The sequence below is a fragment of the Phyllobacterium ifriqiyense genome, from assembly GCF_030817885.1.
Classification (GTDB): Bacteria; Pseudomonadota; Alphaproteobacteria; order Rhizobiales; family Rhizobiaceae; genus Phyllobacterium; species Phyllobacterium ifriqiyense.
The window spans coordinates 2,627,189-2,643,289 of record NZ_JAUSZT010000003.1 but is presented as its reverse complement, the minus strand read 5'-3'; the positions used below and the strand labels follow the sequence as shown (position 1 = coordinate 2,643,289).

General features: G+C 51.4%; 10 protein-coding genes, 1 tRNA gene and 1 pseudogene. 6 read left to right on the top strand and 6 right to left on the bottom strand.

Annotation, left to right across the window (positions count from 1 at the left end; translation table 11 throughout):
• The first annotated feature begins 2 nt into the window (after window positions 1–2).
• Window positions 3–2,111 (top strand): ATP-dependent DNA helicase RecG, encoded by a 2,109-nt coding sequence (gene recG, locus QFZ34_RS20545; protein WP_307284905.1) that lies wholly within the window; start codon window positions 3–5, stop codon window positions 2,109–2,111.
• Here recG and glmS read toward each other — a convergent pair.
• From glmS to QFZ34_RS20530, 3 genes and pseudogenes are all read right to left on the bottom strand, one after another.
• A pseudogene (gene glmS / locus QFZ34_RS20540) lies at window positions 2,112–3,936 on the bottom strand (glutamine--fructose-6-phosphate transaminase (isomerizing)).
• 98 nt (window positions 3,937–4,034) lie between these two features.
• Window positions 4,035–5,396 carry a bifunctional UDP-N-acetylglucosamine diphosphorylase/glucosamine-1-phosphate N-acetyltransferase GlmU gene (gene glmU / locus QFZ34_RS20535; RefSeq protein ID WP_307284902.1) on the bottom strand — a complete coding sequence of 454 codons (1,362 nt, stop codon included), beginning with the start codon at window positions 5,394–5,396 and terminating at the stop codon, window positions 4,035–4,037.
• Between the two features lie 83 nt (window positions 5,397–5,479).
• Entirely contained in the window at window positions 5,480–6,226 is a 747-nt protein-coding gene (locus QFZ34_RS20530; protein WP_307284899.1) for a cytochrome c biogenesis CcdA family protein, read from the bottom strand.
• A gap of 246 nt (window positions 6,227–6,472) precedes the next feature.
• Between QFZ34_RS20530 and QFZ34_RS20525 the strand changes: the two genes are divergently transcribed.
• Window positions 6,473–6,548, top strand: a tRNA-Lys gene (locus QFZ34_RS20525).
• A gap of 18 nt (window positions 6,549–6,566) precedes the next feature.
• Here the strand turns inward: QFZ34_RS20525 and QFZ34_RS20520 are convergent.
• Window positions 6,567–7,337, bottom strand: coding sequence for a class I SAM-dependent methyltransferase (locus QFZ34_RS20520; protein ID WP_307284896.1), 771 nt, complete (start codon window positions 7,335–7,337; stop codon window positions 6,567–6,569).
• A gap of 166 nt (window positions 7,338–7,503) precedes the next feature.
• Between QFZ34_RS20520 and QFZ34_RS20515 the strand changes: the two genes are divergently transcribed.
• On the top strand, window positions 7,504–8,361 hold the full coding sequence (locus QFZ34_RS20515) for an alpha/beta fold hydrolase (protein ID WP_307284893.1): 858 nt from the start codon (window positions 7,504–7,506) through the stop codon (window positions 8,359–8,361).
• A gap of 14 nt (window positions 8,362–8,375) precedes the next feature.
• Here QFZ34_RS20515 and QFZ34_RS20510 read toward each other — a convergent pair whose 3' ends face one another.
• Window positions 8,376–9,272, bottom strand: a complete 897-nt coding sequence (locus tag QFZ34_RS20510) for a hypothetical protein (protein ID WP_307284890.1) — start codon at window positions 9,270–9,272, stop codon at window positions 8,376–8,378.
• A gap of 241 nt (window positions 9,273–9,513) precedes the next feature.
• On the opposite strand from QFZ34_RS20510, the gene QFZ34_RS20505 reads away from it, so the two are divergent.
• Genes QFZ34_RS20505 through QFZ34_RS20495 form a run of 3 tightly spaced genes read left to right on the top strand, consistent with a single transcriptional unit; the run spans window position 9,514 to window position 15,000 of the window.
• On the top strand, window positions 9,514–10,299 hold the full coding sequence (locus tag QFZ34_RS20505; RefSeq protein WP_307284886.1) for an ImuA family protein: 786 nt from the start codon (window positions 9,514–9,516) through the stop codon (window positions 10,297–10,299).
• Complete coding sequence (locus QFZ34_RS20500) at window positions 10,202–11,755, top strand: Y-family DNA polymerase (protein WP_307284883.1); 1,554 nt, start codon at window positions 10,202–10,204, stop codon at window positions 11,753–11,755. The genes QFZ34_RS20505 and QFZ34_RS20500 overlap by 98 nt, the downstream gene beginning before the upstream one ends.
• Entirely contained in the window at window positions 11,752–15,000 is a 3,249-nt protein-coding gene (locus tag QFZ34_RS20495) for an error-prone DNA polymerase (protein WP_307286523.1), read from the top strand. The genes QFZ34_RS20500 and QFZ34_RS20495 overlap by 4 nt, the downstream gene beginning before the upstream one ends.
• On the opposite strand, the gene QFZ34_RS20490 is transcribed toward QFZ34_RS20495, so the two are convergent.
• Complete coding sequence (locus tag QFZ34_RS20490) at window positions 14,984–16,096, bottom strand: alcohol dehydrogenase family protein (RefSeq protein ID WP_307284880.1); 1,113 nt, start codon at window positions 16,094–16,096, stop codon at window positions 14,984–14,986. The two genes, QFZ34_RS20495 and QFZ34_RS20490, sit on opposite strands and share 17 nt — an antisense overlap.
• Between the last annotated feature and the right edge of the window lie 5 nt (window positions 16,097–16,101).

The following is a 16,101-nucleotide window of genomic DNA, read 5'->3' as shown; positions in this document are numbered from 1 at the left end:
ATATGCGTCCTTCCCTGCTTGATCCTTTATTCGCCTCTGTTCGTTCGCTTTCGGGTATTGGCCCGAAAGTATCCGTCCTTTTGGGGACATTGCTCGGAACACAGCCGCCGGGAGCCGAGCCGCGTGTCGGCAATCTTGTGTACTTGCCGCCCCATAGCGTCATAGATCGTCGTAATCGTCCCGGCATCGCCTATGCGCCCGAAGGTGCGATTGTGACCCTTGAAGTCCGCATCGACCGCCACCAGCCAGCGCCAGGCGGTCGCAGCAACGTCCCCCATCGCGTTTACGCCCATGATGATACAGGTGAAATCAGCCTGACATTTTTTCATGCAAAGCAAGCCTGGCTGGAAAAAGTCATGCCTGTTGGTGAAACAATTATCGTTTCCGGCACCATGGAATGGTTCAACGGACGACCGACGATGGTCCATCCGGATCATATTGCAAGTTTGGAGGATGCGGCTTCACTTCCATTGGTTGAGCCGATCTACCCACTGACAGCCGGATTGTCACCCAAAGTCCTGGCAAGAAGCGTTCAGGAGGCACTCGGCAAAACGCCAGACATGCCCGAATGGATTGATCCACCCATCATTGAAAAATACAATTTGCCCTCCCACCGCCAGGCTTTGCAAACGCTGCATAATCCGCAAGACCCAAGTGATATCGCGCTTGATCACCCCGCAAGGCAGCGGCTAGCCTATGATGAGTTTCTGGCCGGGCAATTGGCGCTTGCTCTGGTTCGTATGAAAACGCGCCGGCTTTCCGGTCGCAAGCTTGAGGGAGACGGTCATCTCAAGGCGAAGATCATCGCTGCACTTCCCTATAAGCTGACCAATAGTCAACAACAGGCAATCGAGGAAATCATAACCGATCTGCGTGCGCCGGACCGCATGCTGCGGCTGTTGCAAGGCGATGTTGGTTCCGGCAAAACTATTGTTGGTCTGCTGGCCATGGCTCATGCAGCAGAGGCTGGCGGCCAGTCAGCGCTCATGGTGCCAACGGAGGTTCTTGCCCGGCAGCACTTTGCAACAATTTCTCCCTTCGCGCAAAAGGCCGGGCTGCGGGTTGCATTGTTGACGGGGCGCGAAAAGGGCCGCGAACGGGAGGAGATTCTTGAGGGACTAAGAACCGGCGCGATCCATATTATCGTTGGAACGCACGCGCTCTTCCAGGAAAAGGTCAATTATCACGATCTGGTATTGGTGATTGTCGATGAACAGCATCGTTTTGGAGTGCACCAGCGCCTGCTTTTGACATCCAAAGGCACTGCCCCTGACATGTTGGTTATGACAGCAACTCCAATTCCACGTACCTTGGTACTCACCGCATTTGGCGATATGGATGTGTCAAAACTGACGGAAAAGCCTGCTGGACGCCGCCCGATTACCACAGCAATCCTGCCGATGGAGCGGTTGAGCGAACTTGTCGAACGCATGCGTACAGCCATCAACGAGGGGCAGAAGATTTATTGGATCTGTCCTTTGGTGGAAGAATCCGAATTGGTCGATCTTGTTTCTGCCGAGGAACGCTTTCAATCTTTGCAGCCACTGTTGGGCAGTCGCATCGGGCTGGTTCACGGCCGAATGAGCGGTGCCGAAAAAGATGCGGCAATGGCTGCTTTCAAGAGTGGTGAAACGCGGTTGCTTGTTGCCACTACCGTCATTGAAGTCGGGGTTGATGTTCCCGATGCAACCATTATCGTTATCGAGCATGCAGAACGCTTTGGCCTCGCGCAATTACATCAGCTACGGGGGCGTGTTGGTCGTGGAGACAAGCCTTCCACCTGTCTTTTGATCTACAAAGGCCCGCTTGGCGAGGTCGCGCAAGCACGCTTGAAGATCATGCGCGAGACTGAAGATGGCTTCCGTATTGCGGAAGAAGACCTGAAATTACGCGGTGAAGGTGAACTTCTAGGTACACGTCAATCCGGCGTACCCGGCTTCCGGCTTGCAAATACCGAAGCGCATGCGGAGTTTCTTGAAGTCGCCCGCAAGGATGCGCGCTATATTCTGGCGCGAGATCCGGAATTGCAGAGCGCGCGCGGTGAGGCCCTACGCGTTCTGCTATATCTTTTTGAGCGAGACGAAGCAGTCAGGCTGCTTCGCGCTGGCTAATCATTCCACTGTGACCGATTTGGCTAGGTTGCGTGGCTGATCAACATCCGTTCCCATGAAAACGGCTGTGTAATAGGCCAGCATCTGGATCGGCAGCGTATAAATGATCGGCATGATAATCTCCGGCATGTCCGGCAGGACAATCGTATGCCAGGTTTTCAAACTATTGGCCGCAGCGCCCTGTTTCGTCAGTAATGAGAATGATCTTGCCGCCACGCGCCGCTGCTTCCTGCATGTTGGATATGGTTTTTTCAAACCAGCGATCATGTGGAGCAATGACAATGACCGGCATCGATTCATCAATCAGCGCGATTGGTCCATGCTTTAATTCACCTGCGGCATAGCCTTCTGCGTGAATATAGGAAATTTCCTTGAGCTTCAGCGCTCCTTCAAGAGCCAATGGATAATTCGTGCCACGGCCCAGATAAAGCGCATGCTTGACCTGGCTGAGTTCACGGCTGATCCCCTCAATCTGGCTCTCAAGTTTCAATGCCTGGGTGGCATAACGTGGGATCTCGGATAGCTCACGCACAAGCTGGCGTTCTTCCTGATCGGTGATGGTCCCTCGCATTTTGCCAGCAGCGACGGCAAGGGAGGCCAGAACGGAAAGCTGGCATGTAAACGCCTTGGTGGATGCGACACCCACCTCTGGTCCGGCAAGAGTCGGGAAAATTGTGTCTGACTCACGCGCCATCGTCGATTCTTTGACATTGACGATGGTGCCGACTGTGAGGCCCTGCTCCTTGCAATAACGCAACGAGGCCAGCGTATCGGCTGTTTCTCCCGACTGCGAAACAAACAGAGCAAGACTGTCTTTCGACAGCGGCATTTCGCGGTAGCGGAATTCAGAGGCAACGTCGATGTCTACTGGTAACCTTGCAATGCGTTCAAACCAGTATTTACCAACGAGACCGGCATAAAAAGCAGTGCCGCAAGCCGAAGCTGCAATCCGGTCGACTTTTGCAAAATCAATCGGCGCGGCATCGGCCCGAATGGTTCCGTTGGCAAAATCTAGATAGTTGGCAAGCGTGTGAGAAATAACTTCCGGCTGCTCATGGATTTCCTTTTCCATGAAATGTCTGTGATTGCCCTTGCTGACCAAAAATGCCGAGCCGGCGGATTTTTGCATGGCTCTATGCACTGTTGCGCCGGACTCATCGTAGATCGTCACGCCGTTACGGGTCAAAACTGCCCAATCACCATCTTCAAGATAGGATAGATTATCCGTGAAGGGCGCGAGCGCTATAGCATCGGAACCCAAGTACATTTCGCCTTGCCCGTACCCTACGGCAAGCGGCGGCCCGTTGCGGGCTGCAATCAGCAAATCCTCCTGTCCCTTGAACATGATGGCGATTGCAAAAGCGCCCCGCAACAAGGGCAGTGACTCACGAACAGCTTCGATCGGGGCAAGGCCACGATCTAAAGCACGCGTCACCAGATGGGCGACAGTTTCTGTGTCTGTTTCCGTTTCGAAAACATAGCCGTCAGCTTCCAGCATGGAGCGAAGCTCAGCAAAGTTTTCGATAATCCCATTGTGAATGACAGCAAGGCGCGGCGTTGTATGTGGATGAGCATTGCGGACGATGGGCGCGCCGTGCGTGGCCCAACGCGTATGGCCAATACCAATTGTTCCGCCAAGCGGGTTTTCTTTGAGCAGGTTGTCGAGGTTTATAAGTTTGCCTTCGGCCCGGCGACGGTCAAGCAGGCCATTTTCCAACGTTGCCACACCAGCAGAATCGTAACCACGATATTCGAGCCGCTTGAGCGCATCGACCAGAAGGGGGGCAACCTGTTCCCGTCCGATGATTCCTACAATTCCGCACATATAAAACTCCGATGCCTCAATTTACCATTTCTGCCTATGACGCGTCGCCATGGCAGAAAGCCTATTACCTAACCCTTGCATGATTTAAAGGGACTGCCCTATTCTGCCTTTTTCGACAGCTTCAAGGCAGCATAACGCGCCCGCAATTGGACGGCACGCCCTTCCTTAATTTCTTGACGCGCTCTACCAAAGGCCAGCGCATCTGCTGGCACGTTTTCTGTAATCACACTGCCGGAAGCAACATATGCATTATCACCTATCGATACCGGCGCAACGAGAGACGAGTTGGACCCTACAAATGTGTTGGTTCCAATTTCAGTATGATATTTGTTGTAACCATCATAATTACACGTAATCGTGCCTGCGCCAATATTTGCGTCCGCACCAACGGTAGCATCTCCGATGTAACTCAAATGATTTAGTTTGGCGCCCTGCCCAATCTTGGCGTTCTTCACTTCAACGAAATTGCCCACTTTTGCTTTTGCCGCGAGATTTGCACCCGGACGAAGACGGGCAAACGGGCCAATACTTGCGTTTGCTCCAATGCTTGCACCTTCAATATGCGAAAATGCGTGGATTACAGTACCGGACGCAATCGAAACACCCGGGCCAAAAACAATATTGGGCTCCAGCGTAACATCTGCCTCAATCACTGTATCATGAGAGAAAAATACTGTTTCCGGCGCTTGCATGGATACGCCTGCCAGCATCATTTCGCGGCGTTTGCGGTTCTGCCAAATCGCTTCCGCTTCCGCCAGTTCCAGCCGCGTATTAATGCCGATCACATTGTCCGGAGAAATCTCAATGGCAACAACAGACTTCCCTTGCGAATTGGCGATCTCCACCACATCGGTCAGATAATACTCACCTTTTGCATTCTCATTCTTAATCATGTGAAGCAATGCCAACGCACTATCACCGCGCAAAGCCATTAGTCCGCCATTGCAAAACCCAATTTTCTTCTCGGCTTCGCTTGCGTCCTTTTCTTCACGAATCGCAATTAAGCGGCCATCCTGTTCAATAAGGCGGCCATATCCGTGCGGGTTATCAGGCCTGAATCCCATGACCACAATATCGGAGCCACCGGCCAGTTTCTCACGAGCCATTTCCAGCGCAGATGTTTCGATGAGCGGGGTATCACCAAAAACCACGATGATGTCGTCGTAACCTGCCTCTATGGCAGATTGTGCGGCAAGAACGGCATGTCCCGTGCCAAGGCGCTCCACCTGCTCGTGAACGGTGATATTGCTGACGAGCGCGCGCACGGAGGTTTCAACCTTGTCGGCGCCACGGCCCACCACTAAGGCTATATCGCTGCCTCCAGCACCTTGCACTGCCTTGGCGACGTGTCCCACAATTGGTAATCCGGCTATTTCATGCAGCACTTTCGGCAATGAGGACTTCATCCGCGTGCCCTCTCCGGCAGCGAGAATAACCGTAAGACAAGTGCGTGATGTCATGGTTCAGACTTTCAGTTTGGCCAAAGCGTTATCAGGCTGCAACATGGCACAATGCTGGTTGCAATTTGGTAACTTGCGCTTCTTTAGCCAAGTTGGCCGAGGATGGGAAATGTTTCAAGCAGCCAGAATGAAAATGTCTGCAGCCCTCCGGTCAGGAAAAGTACTCCTGTAATCACCAGCAGTCCTCCCATGATTTTTTCGACCTTGCCAAGATGCATGCGAAACCGGGATAGGAATCGCATGAACACACCGGAAAATAGCGCGGCAATAATGAAGGGAATGCCGAGCCCAAGAGAATAGATCGCAAGCAGTAGCGCCCCGTCAGCGACAGTATCGCGTGCGCCAGCCAGAGCCAAAATTGGACCAAGCACCGGTCCTATGCATGGGGTCCAGCCAAATGCGAATGCCAATCCCATAATATAGGCTGCAAAGGGATTGGCCGGTGCTCCTTTGCTTTGAAAGCGTGCCTCGCGGGATAGAAAAGCTAATCTGAACACACCGAGGAAGTTCAATCCCATAATGATGATGATGATTCCGGCCAGGATGGCTATTTCCTGCTGCCACATGCGCAGGAATGCCCCAATTGTCGATGCGCCTGCACCCAGTAGAACAAAAACTGTGGTGAATCCCAAGACGAAGCAAAAGGACGATAAAAGGAGCGCGCGCCTGACCGGTGAAATTTTGGCGGTGGAAGCATCAGCTCGGAAGTCTTCTACAGTCACCCCTGCCATGTAGCACAGGTACGGCGGCACGAGAGGCAGCACACAAGGTGAAAGAAATGAGAGCGCCCCGGCCCCGGCGGCAGTCAGATAGGAAACATCCAGCGCCATATGCGCTCCTTCATGGTCATTCAGGTTGCGCCGGATTAAGCCGAATCTGTTCGGATTTCCAATCACCTTTTCGCCATTCCTCTGATCAAATACCGCATTACGGGGTAGCTCTGCCGGGGAAATTTGAAGAAAGCTGTAAAAACAACGCTTTTTATCACAGAAACTATGCACAATAGCTGTTGACCGATTGCCATCTCGCACCTATGTTCCGCCGCACTTCCCGAGGCCAGTTTATGGCTTTCAAGGGAGCGCGTAGCTCAGCCGGTAGAGCAACTGACTTTTAATCAGTAGGTCCGGGGTTCGAACCCCCGCGCGCTCACCATCATTCCCGCAAAATATCCTATTCTCTTCGAGCGGTAATTATCCAGGCGCGGGAGTCAAAGAGCACCCCGTCAGTGGTCATATGAGCCTCAAGCAGGTTGCGCAGCCGTTGCAAGGCAGGTTCGGGTGCTTCATTCGTTTGAGCAAGCATATCCTTTATAGAGAAGATTTCCATGAGAGCGTCAAACGCGCTGTCGACAGATGCTCCGTAGAATACCGGTTCCCGCACGTCGATAAAATCGACGGATACAAACCCTGCGGTATTGAGAAGCTCTTTGGCGGTAGCAGGTTCACCAAGGGAAAACGCCTTCCGGGTTTCCGGTGAGGCCATCGTGGTCGGAGCTACGGTTCGCCGAATGGCGCCAGACCATTCATTTTTATCCTGGTTCTGCCATACCATCCATGCCAGTCGCGCATCGGGACGCATGGCGCTGGCAATATTTGCAAACGCGGCAGTCGGATCAGAGAAGAACATAGCGCCAAACCGGCTGATGCAAAGATCGAATCTGGCTTGGGGAAATACGTGGCTTTGGGCGTCGCCCTGCTCAAATGAAACATTTTTGAGCCCAGAATCATTTGCCCGTTGCCTGGCAACTTCCAGCATATCGCTTGACGTATCCACACCAATCGCCTTGCCATTGACAGCAAGGCTGGCGGCATCGCGCGTGGTTTGCCCTGCCCCGCAACCCACATCAAGCACATGGTCACTCACTCCAACGCTGGCAGCGGCAATCAAGTGTTTGGTGTGACGTTTTAATTCTGCGTCATAGAAATCTGCACGATCCAACATTTGAACCTCTCCTGGTTTTTGCTGTCATTGCCGGCGGTTGCTTCTTTAGCAAGACTGGTTGCATTAGAGGATCAGTTATGTAAGTTCACAACCAATGTAGTTGCTGTTCGTTTGAGACGAGGCTCGAGGCATTGACACCTCAGATGCTGTGCAGGGGGATGACGAAATGAATGAACGGATCATCATTGCTGACAATGTTGAGATCGCCACGCAGGCTTTTGGAGATCCAACCCATGAGCCTGTTCTGCTTATCATGGGCGCCATGGCTTCCATGTTGTGGTGGCCGGAGGGGTTTTGCAAGCAACTCGCCGCCCAAAAACGCTACGTCATTCGTTATGATAATCGGGATACCGGCCTTTCGACCGCTTATGAGCCGGGAAACCCTGATTATACAATGGACGACATGGCTCAGGATGCATTTCGCGTGCTCGACGCCTACAATATCAAAACCGCACATCTGGTCGGTATGTCGCTGGGTGGTATGATCGCGCAAATGGCCACTTTCGCCCATCCTGAACGCGTAAAAACGCTGACTTTGATCTCAACCACGCCCATCGGCGTTGATACCTCCAACCTTCCGCAGACGAGTAGTGCCTATATGGAGCACGCAGCGACAGGCGAGAGTGTTGATTGGACCGATAGCGCTCAGGTCATAGATTTTATTGTTAAAGATACGCAGATGATTGCAGGTACACGGCATCCCTATAATGAGATGCAGGCCCGTAAACTCGTGGAGCATGATGTGAAGCGTGCTAAAAACTTCGCCAGCGCTACCAATCATTTCATGTTGAAAGGTGGTGACAGCTGGGACAACAAGCGCGACGAATTAGCTAAACCTCTTCTCGTTGTCCACGGCACAGCGGACCCGATTTTTCCGATCGAGCACGGCGAATTGCTGGCACAAAGCGTTCCAGGTGCAGAACTTCTCCGTGTTCCAGGTGGCGGCCATGAAATTCACCTTGAGGATTGGGATGACATTATTCGCGCTATCGGCACTCACACAGGGCTTAACTGCCGCGCCTAACTTTTCAGGCGGACTTAGTTTTCTTGTTCCGTTGGGCCAAGAAGCCTGTCTCTTTCGCTTATAAAAGTATCAAGCGCCTGATGACCCTTGACTGTCCAGAAAGCGGCTTCCGGCTCGTAATCATATCCCATGAGTTTGGGGGGAATATCCACAGTGGAAAAATTCTGAATCGTTTTGCTTGCAAAGTCGCAGACGTAAAACGGTAGAATCTGGTCGATATGATATTTGGGTTTCTTCCCCAAGCTAACTGCTATCGAAACGGCAATTGCATTTGCCAATCGCATTGAACCTGGCGAATTATTTAAAAGAACGGCAGATGCAAGAATTTTGCGCCACGGATGTTTTTCATTCCTTCTAAATATGAATGCTCCGCTTTGATGGTCGAAATCAGATGGAATTATTGGCCAGGGAGACCGATTCATCACGGCGTCGACATCAATCATAAGAAGGCGTTCGACACCAGCTTCCAGAATTAAAGGCGCTAGCAGGAAGCGTGCGGCGGTATAATAGATTTCACGGCGTGGCAGCCCCTCTGCCAGTGCGCATGGATCAATAGAATAGGTCAGCCTCACGTGCTTGAGAGTCTTGGAAAGGGTAGCCGCTTCCTCGATGACCTTGCCGGAAGGTTGAAGAAGCAGAAGATGGAATGCCTCAGCCTGACCTAGACGTTCGATGGATTTGATCAGCCCCAGAGCGAAATTGTAGAAATAGCGATCATCGCATGCTGCCAGGAGAACATTACCTGAATTTGGCAAATTTCCCTTTATACTTTTACGAAACAGCTCTGTTTCTCGGGCTCTGACCTGTGGCAGCTTTAACGCCTGCCGAGCATTCCGCCTCAACATCCAGCGAAATAATAGTGAATGTCTCTTTTCCGATTTAGGTATGGGAGCAGTGGATTTGGCAGACATGCGATCATTTCTATGACTTTGAGCGTAGTTTCACCTCAATCTATAACACAACCATTATCGTGAAGAAGGGCTTCAGAACCAGATCAGAAATCCTTCCCATGAGTCTCAACAGCGAAAGGCTGGATGACTCTGAAATCTGGAAGTGATGATCTGATTCTAACCATTCGCGTCGGGAAGCGCTTGACACTGGATACCTTAAATTTGATAATGGAACATATCATGAACAAACAGGGGTTCTATAGTGGCGATCGTCGATCTAACGGCGTTAAGACGCGATATTGCGTCTCTAAATGAGCAAGGCACGCAAGGTGCGTCTGGCTCTGCCTTTGATCTTGGCTGCCGGACTGTAGACAGCATATTTCGGGGTGGCCTTCAGCGAGGCGCTCTGCATGAGATTTTTGCGAAGGAAAGTGGGGACGCAGGAGCCACAACAGGTTTTGTTATTGCCCTCGCCTTGCGCGCATCAGCCAACCTAAGCCCCATTCTTTGGATTGAAGAGGATTTTACAGGCAATGAACATGGCTTTCCCTATGCTCCCGGCCTGCATTATTTGGGTCTCGACCCGAAGCGGGTGATTTTCGTTCGGTGCTCCTCGCCTCATAATGTTTTAAAGGCTGCAGCAGACAGCCTTGGCATTCGCGGTATGGGAGCAGTTATTATTGCGCCGTGGGGCCATCCCAAATGTCTGGATCTGACTGCCTCGCGAAAATTACTGCTTAGCGCACAACAGGCCGAAGTGCCCGCCTTTCTCCTGAGGCTGGGAGCTGTTCCGGGTGAAAATGCTGCCGTCACACGGTGGTTAATTCGTGCTGCAACCTCACAATCCCCTGGTGCAAACGCGCCGGGCAACCCTGTTTTTCATGTCCAACTCATTCGCAACAGGCAGGGCAACACAGGCCAATGGCTATTACAATGGGAGAGTGAAAATCATGTTTTCCAACGGATCGAGCCGGTTTTTGGCTCTGTGGTTTCCACATCTTCCTACGGATCGTCTCAAACGCGAAAATTCGCAGCGCGACCGTTCTGATCAGTATCTCATTGTTGTTGACAAGATTGCCAATACTTTACGGCTGGTAGCGGTTGATCAGAGAGCTGCAAAAGCAGGTCTATACAAAAGCATGACTTTGGCTGATGCACGTGCGCAGTTTGAAAAGCTGGATATCGCATTTGCCTCACCTCGTCAGGATTCCGCATTTTTGGAGCGTCTGGCAGATTGGTGTGATCGATACACGCCTCTGGTCGCTTTTGACGATCCGGATGGTCTTATCCTCGATATTACAGGCTGTGTTCATCTTTTTGGGGATGAGCACACTATGCTCAAGGATATTCACAATCGTCTCAATCAACAGGGCGTGGCAGTAAAATCAGCCATCGCAAGCAATGCAGCCTCTGCCCGTGCCTTTGCACGCTATTCATCCGGCGGTGTCATCGGCGATGATGAAGAAAAGAGACTATATAAACTGCACCTTGCCTGTCTTGAGATAGAAGCAGCACATCTTGCTGGTCTGAAGCGCGCAGGTCTGCTGCATGTTGGCGAAGTCGAGGTTCTGCCCCGTGCTGCCCTTGCTGCCCGTTTCGGAAAAGAGCTGATCAATCGCCTGGACAGTCTTTTTGGCAGGCAAGACCAGCCAATTTCTCCGCGCCGTATTGTGCCTGTCTGTATGGTTGAGCGACGCATGACCGAACCTTTGGTTGTTATGGATTCCGTCGAGCTTTTACTTCAATCCCTTGGCGATGAACTTTTCAGGCAATTGCAAACCCGTGTTCAAGGTGCGCGTGAAATCGAAGCGAGCTTTTTTCGTGTTGATGGAAATGTGAGACGGATTCGTATTGAATCCGGAAGGCCGCTTGTAGAGACAAAAACATTACTGCGATTGCTCAAGGAGAGGCTATCAAGCTTGGCAGAACCTCTGGATGCAGGCTATGGCTTTGATATTGTTCGGCTCTCTGCTATTCGAACAGAACAAACACATGCGCTGCAGAAAAGTCTCGACAATACGCGGCAAGAGACAGAAGCATTTGATGCGCTCATCGATAGACTTTCTATAAGATTGGGCAGTTCGCGTGTGTTGCGACCTGTTGCTGTTGATACGCACATTCCTGAACGTGCTGTCATGCTTGAAGCTGCAGCCGGGAATAGATCGGATCAATCAGTTCAGTGGTCACCAGAACATTACCCTGGAAATCCTCCCGAAAGACCAATCAGACTGTTTAATCCACCCGAACGCATTGAAACGACATCGGGAGTTCCTGACGGTGCACCGGCGCGCTTTACGTGGCGCCGCGTACAGCACACGATTGTTTTAGCTGAAGGACCCGAGCGTATTGCACCAGAATGGTGGCGCGAGCATGCGGGTGCTCTCACACGCGACTATTACCGGGTTGAAGACAATCAGGGAAAGCGTTTTTGGGTATTCCGCGAAGGTCTGTATGAGCGAGGCGATCCCACCCCCCGATGGTATTTGCATGGGATTTTTGCCTGATGGATTATACTGAGCTTGCCGTCACCAGCAATTTTTCCTTCCTCAAGGGGGCGTCGCAACCCCAGGAACTGGTTCTGGCTGCAGCTCTTCTGGGGCTTAAAGGCATTGGTATTGCCGATTGCAATACACTTGCTGGCGTGGTGCGAGCCCATAGCGCCAGAAAAGAAATTAAAAAAGAACAGGGTCTTTCAATAGACCTCTATATTGGTTGTCGGCTAAGTTTCACTGACGGCACGCCTGACCTTGTTGTTTATCCGCGAGATCGCCCTGCTTACGGTCATCTCTGCCAGATTTTGAGTGTGGGAAAGCACCGTGCCAAGACCAAAGGGGAATGCCATCTGCTTTTCGAAGACTTTCTGTTCAAGGCAGACAATTTTCAGATAGCTGTAATGCCTCCCGAAAATCCCGACGAAAGCTTCACGGACTTCCTAAAAAAACTGGCTTTTGCAGCGCCGGATTGCGTTTGGCTTGGTCTGGTGATGCCGCGCAAGGGAGCCGACAGGCGTCACGGTGAAAAACTGGTTCGAATTGCAGCCGATGCAAACATTCCATTTTTGGCAGTTAATGATGTGCTTTATCACACTCCTGCCCGGCGGCCACTTCAGGATGTGCTGACCTGTATCCGTGAGCATGTTACGATAGAGACAGCTGGCCGCAAACTGGAAAAGAATGCAGAGCGACATCTGAAATCGCCAACCGACATGCAGTATCTCTTTCGGTTTTTTCCGGAAGCACTTGAAGAGACGCAGCGCTTTGTGAAGCCGATCAGTTTTTCTCTTGATGATTTACGCTATCAATATCCTGATGAACCTGTTCCACCCGGCAAAACACCCCAGCAACATCTGATCGATGAAACATGGATCGGCGCCAATAAACGCTATCCGGATGGCATTCCCAAAAATGTGTCTACGATCCTGGAAAAAGAACTGACCCTGATCGGGGAGTTGGAATACGCTCCCTACTTCCTGACCGTTTATGACATTGTTACCTATGCCCGTTCAAAAAATATCCTTTGTCAGGGGCGCGGTTCCTCGGCCAATTCTGCTGTCTGTTATTGTCTGGGCATTACGGCCGTTGATCCTGCCACGAGCAACCTGCTTTTTGACCGGTTTCTTTCGAAAGAACGTAAAGAACCGCCCGATATTGATGTGGATTTCGAGCATGAGCGCCGCGAAGAAGTCATGCAATGGATTTTCGAGCGATATGGGCGCGACCATGCTGCTATTATTGCAACCGTCATCAGTTATCGGCCGCGCAGTGCAATCCGTGATGTTGGGAAAGCACTGGGCCTGACAGAAGATGTCACTGCCGCTTTGGCCAATATGGTTTGGGGTAGTTGGGGATCGGTCGTTGAAAAGCAGGAAATAAAGCAGGCTGGACTTGATCCTGATAATGTCATGATCCGCCGCACCATAAGGCTTGCCAAGGAACTGCTTGGTTTCCCACGTCATCTTTCCCAACATGTTGGTGGTTTCGTCCTCACGCAGGAACGTCTTGATTTGACCGTTCCGATAGGGCCCGCCGCCATGAAAGACCGTACTTTCATCGAATGGAACAAGGATGATATTGACGAACTCAATATCATGAAAGTCGATGTTCTTTCGCTTGGCATGCTCACTTGTATCCGCAAGGCCTTTGATCTCATTCATCTACACGGTGGTAAACGCTATGGACTTGCGGACATCCCATTGGATGATGACGACGTCTACGACATGCTCTGCAAGGCAGATTCCCTTGGGGTCTTCCAAGTGGAAAGCCGTGCACAGATGAATATGCTGCCGCGCCTTCGTCCGAGGAAATTTTACGATCTGGTTATTGAAGTCGCCATAGTAAGACCGGGACCCATTCAGGGGGATATGGTTCATCCCTATTTGAAGCGGCGCAACAATCCTGATTCTGTTGTTTATCCTTCACCCTCGCCTGATCACGGACATAAAGACGAATTGAAAGAGGTTCTTGTCCGGACGCTTGGAGTTCCTCTCTTTCAGGAGCAGGCGATGAGTATTGCCATCGTCGCAGCAGGTTTTACCGGCGATGAAGCTAATCAATTGCGCCGCGCCATGGCAACTTTCCGGCATGTGGGAACTATACACAAACTGGAAAACAAGATGGTGGAAGGCATGGTTCGCCGAGGCTATGAAAGGGATTTCGCTCAAAACTGCTTCAACCAGATCAAAGGATTTGGCGAGTATGGTTTTCCTGAAAGCCATGCTGCGAGTTTTGCCATCCTGGTCTATATTTCATCTTGGATTAAGTGTCATTATCCCGCTGCTTTCGCGGCGGCATTGTTGAACTCACAGCCTATGGGTTTTTATCCGCCAGACCAGATTATTCGCGATGCGCGCAAGCATGATGTCGAAGTACGTCCTGTAGATATTAATTTCAGTCATTGGGACAACACATTGGAATCAAAGGAAAATGGTGTTTTATGCACAAGACTCGGTTTTCGTCAGGTCGATGGTTTTTCAAAGCCTTGGGCCGACTTGATCTGTGAGAGAAGAAAGCAAGCCTATACCGATATTGAACAGGTAAGGCGTCTGACGAAACTTGAAAGACGGGCTTTTGTCTTGCTTGCCGATGGAGATGCATTTCGTTCGCTAGGTATCGACCGGCGAGAGGCACTTTGGGCCGTGCGCCGCTTCCCTGACAACACGACGTTGCCCCTATTTCAAGCGGCTGAAACAAATGAGTTGGCTACAGAAGTCAAAACGGTTCTTCCTCAAATGAAACTCTCTGAGCACGTCATTGCCGATTACGAATCGACAAGGCTTTCGCTCAAAGGGCATCCGATGCAGTTTTTGCGAGAAATGTTTGTGTCAGAAGGCGTTTCCACATGCCAATTTGCAAATAGTCTGGCGAATAATAAGCGCGTCAAACTGGCTGGAGTGGTGACTGTTCGGCAAAGGCCTGGAACTGCAAAAGGCGTTGTCTTTATGACTATTGAAGATGAAACAGGCATCTCCAACATTGTCATCTGGCAAAAGCTCCTCAACATTTATCGTAAGGAAGTGATGGGATCTCGGCTGATCCAGATCGAAGGAATAGTTCAAAGCGCCGATAATGTGGTGCACATCGTTGCCAGAAAGCTTATCGATCGGACTGGCGACCTTTATCGTCTCTCTGAGCAGCGGGCCATTTTGCCCGTATCACGCAGTGACGAAGTCAACCATTCTGTCCAGGGAGACGCGCGGGCGCGTCATCCCAGAAATGTTCGCATAATGCCGAAATCTAGGGATTTCCATTAATTCGGATATTGTCGAATTTGGCATCCGGCACGACAATCAGTTTCCCGACGAAGGATTTGGCCATGAAATCCGTTTGTGCGCGGTGAAACTCAGAAAGCGGATAGACGCCGCCAACAAGCGGCCGGATCTTGCCTTCTTCAATATAGCGCACGATCCGGCGGAAATCTCCCCGCGTGCCCTGCGATGAGCCATGCAAAGCCAGTTGTTTAAGATACATGGTGCGAAGATCGAGCTGCACAACAGGTCCAGCAATTGCTCCGGCTGTGGTGTAACGACCCTCAGCCCTGAGAATGCGCAGCAAATCGTTGAATATTGAACCGCCAACAAGATCGGCTACGACGTCAATTGGCTCTCCGCCGGTCGCATCATTCACCGCTGCCACAAGGTCATTGGTGCCCCGTGTGATCACTGCTTCAGCGCCAATGTCTAGCAATGCCTGTTCTTTGCCCGCTCCCACAAGCGCATAGGGAATTGCACCCCGTGCTCTTGCAAGTTGAACAATACCGGAGCCCACGCCACCTGATGCGCCAGTAACAAGCACTCGCTCTCCTGCCCGCAATCCGGCACGTTCCAGCATCTGTTCGCCGGTTAAATATGCACAGCAGAAGGTGGCAAGTTCGATATCACTCAAATCCGTGTTGACGTAATGGGCATTTTCAACCGGCACGGTTACATATTCGGCATAACCGCCATCGCGTCCATGACCAATATAATCGATATCGGCAAGACTATCATCATCGCGATTATAGATGGAAAAATCGACCATTACGCGTTGCCCGATACGCCCCTTGTCGACGCCCTCGCCAACATCAACAATTGTCCCGACTATGTCAGTCCCCTGAACGCGCGGAAACCTTAATGTCGGCTCTTGTCGGCGCCAGGTTGAAACGGCGCCAGCATCTTCCTCGGTGCCGTAGGCGCCTTCCCGCACCCAGACATCCGTATTGTTCATACCGCAAGCGGTTATTTCGATAAGAACCTCGCCCGGCGCAGGTGTAGGAACCGGCGTGTTCTCATTGTAAATCAGCTTGTCGAGCCCGCCATGGCCAATGAGTTGTATAGCGGCCATGGTCTGCGGAATGTTTTGCTCTTTCATTGTGA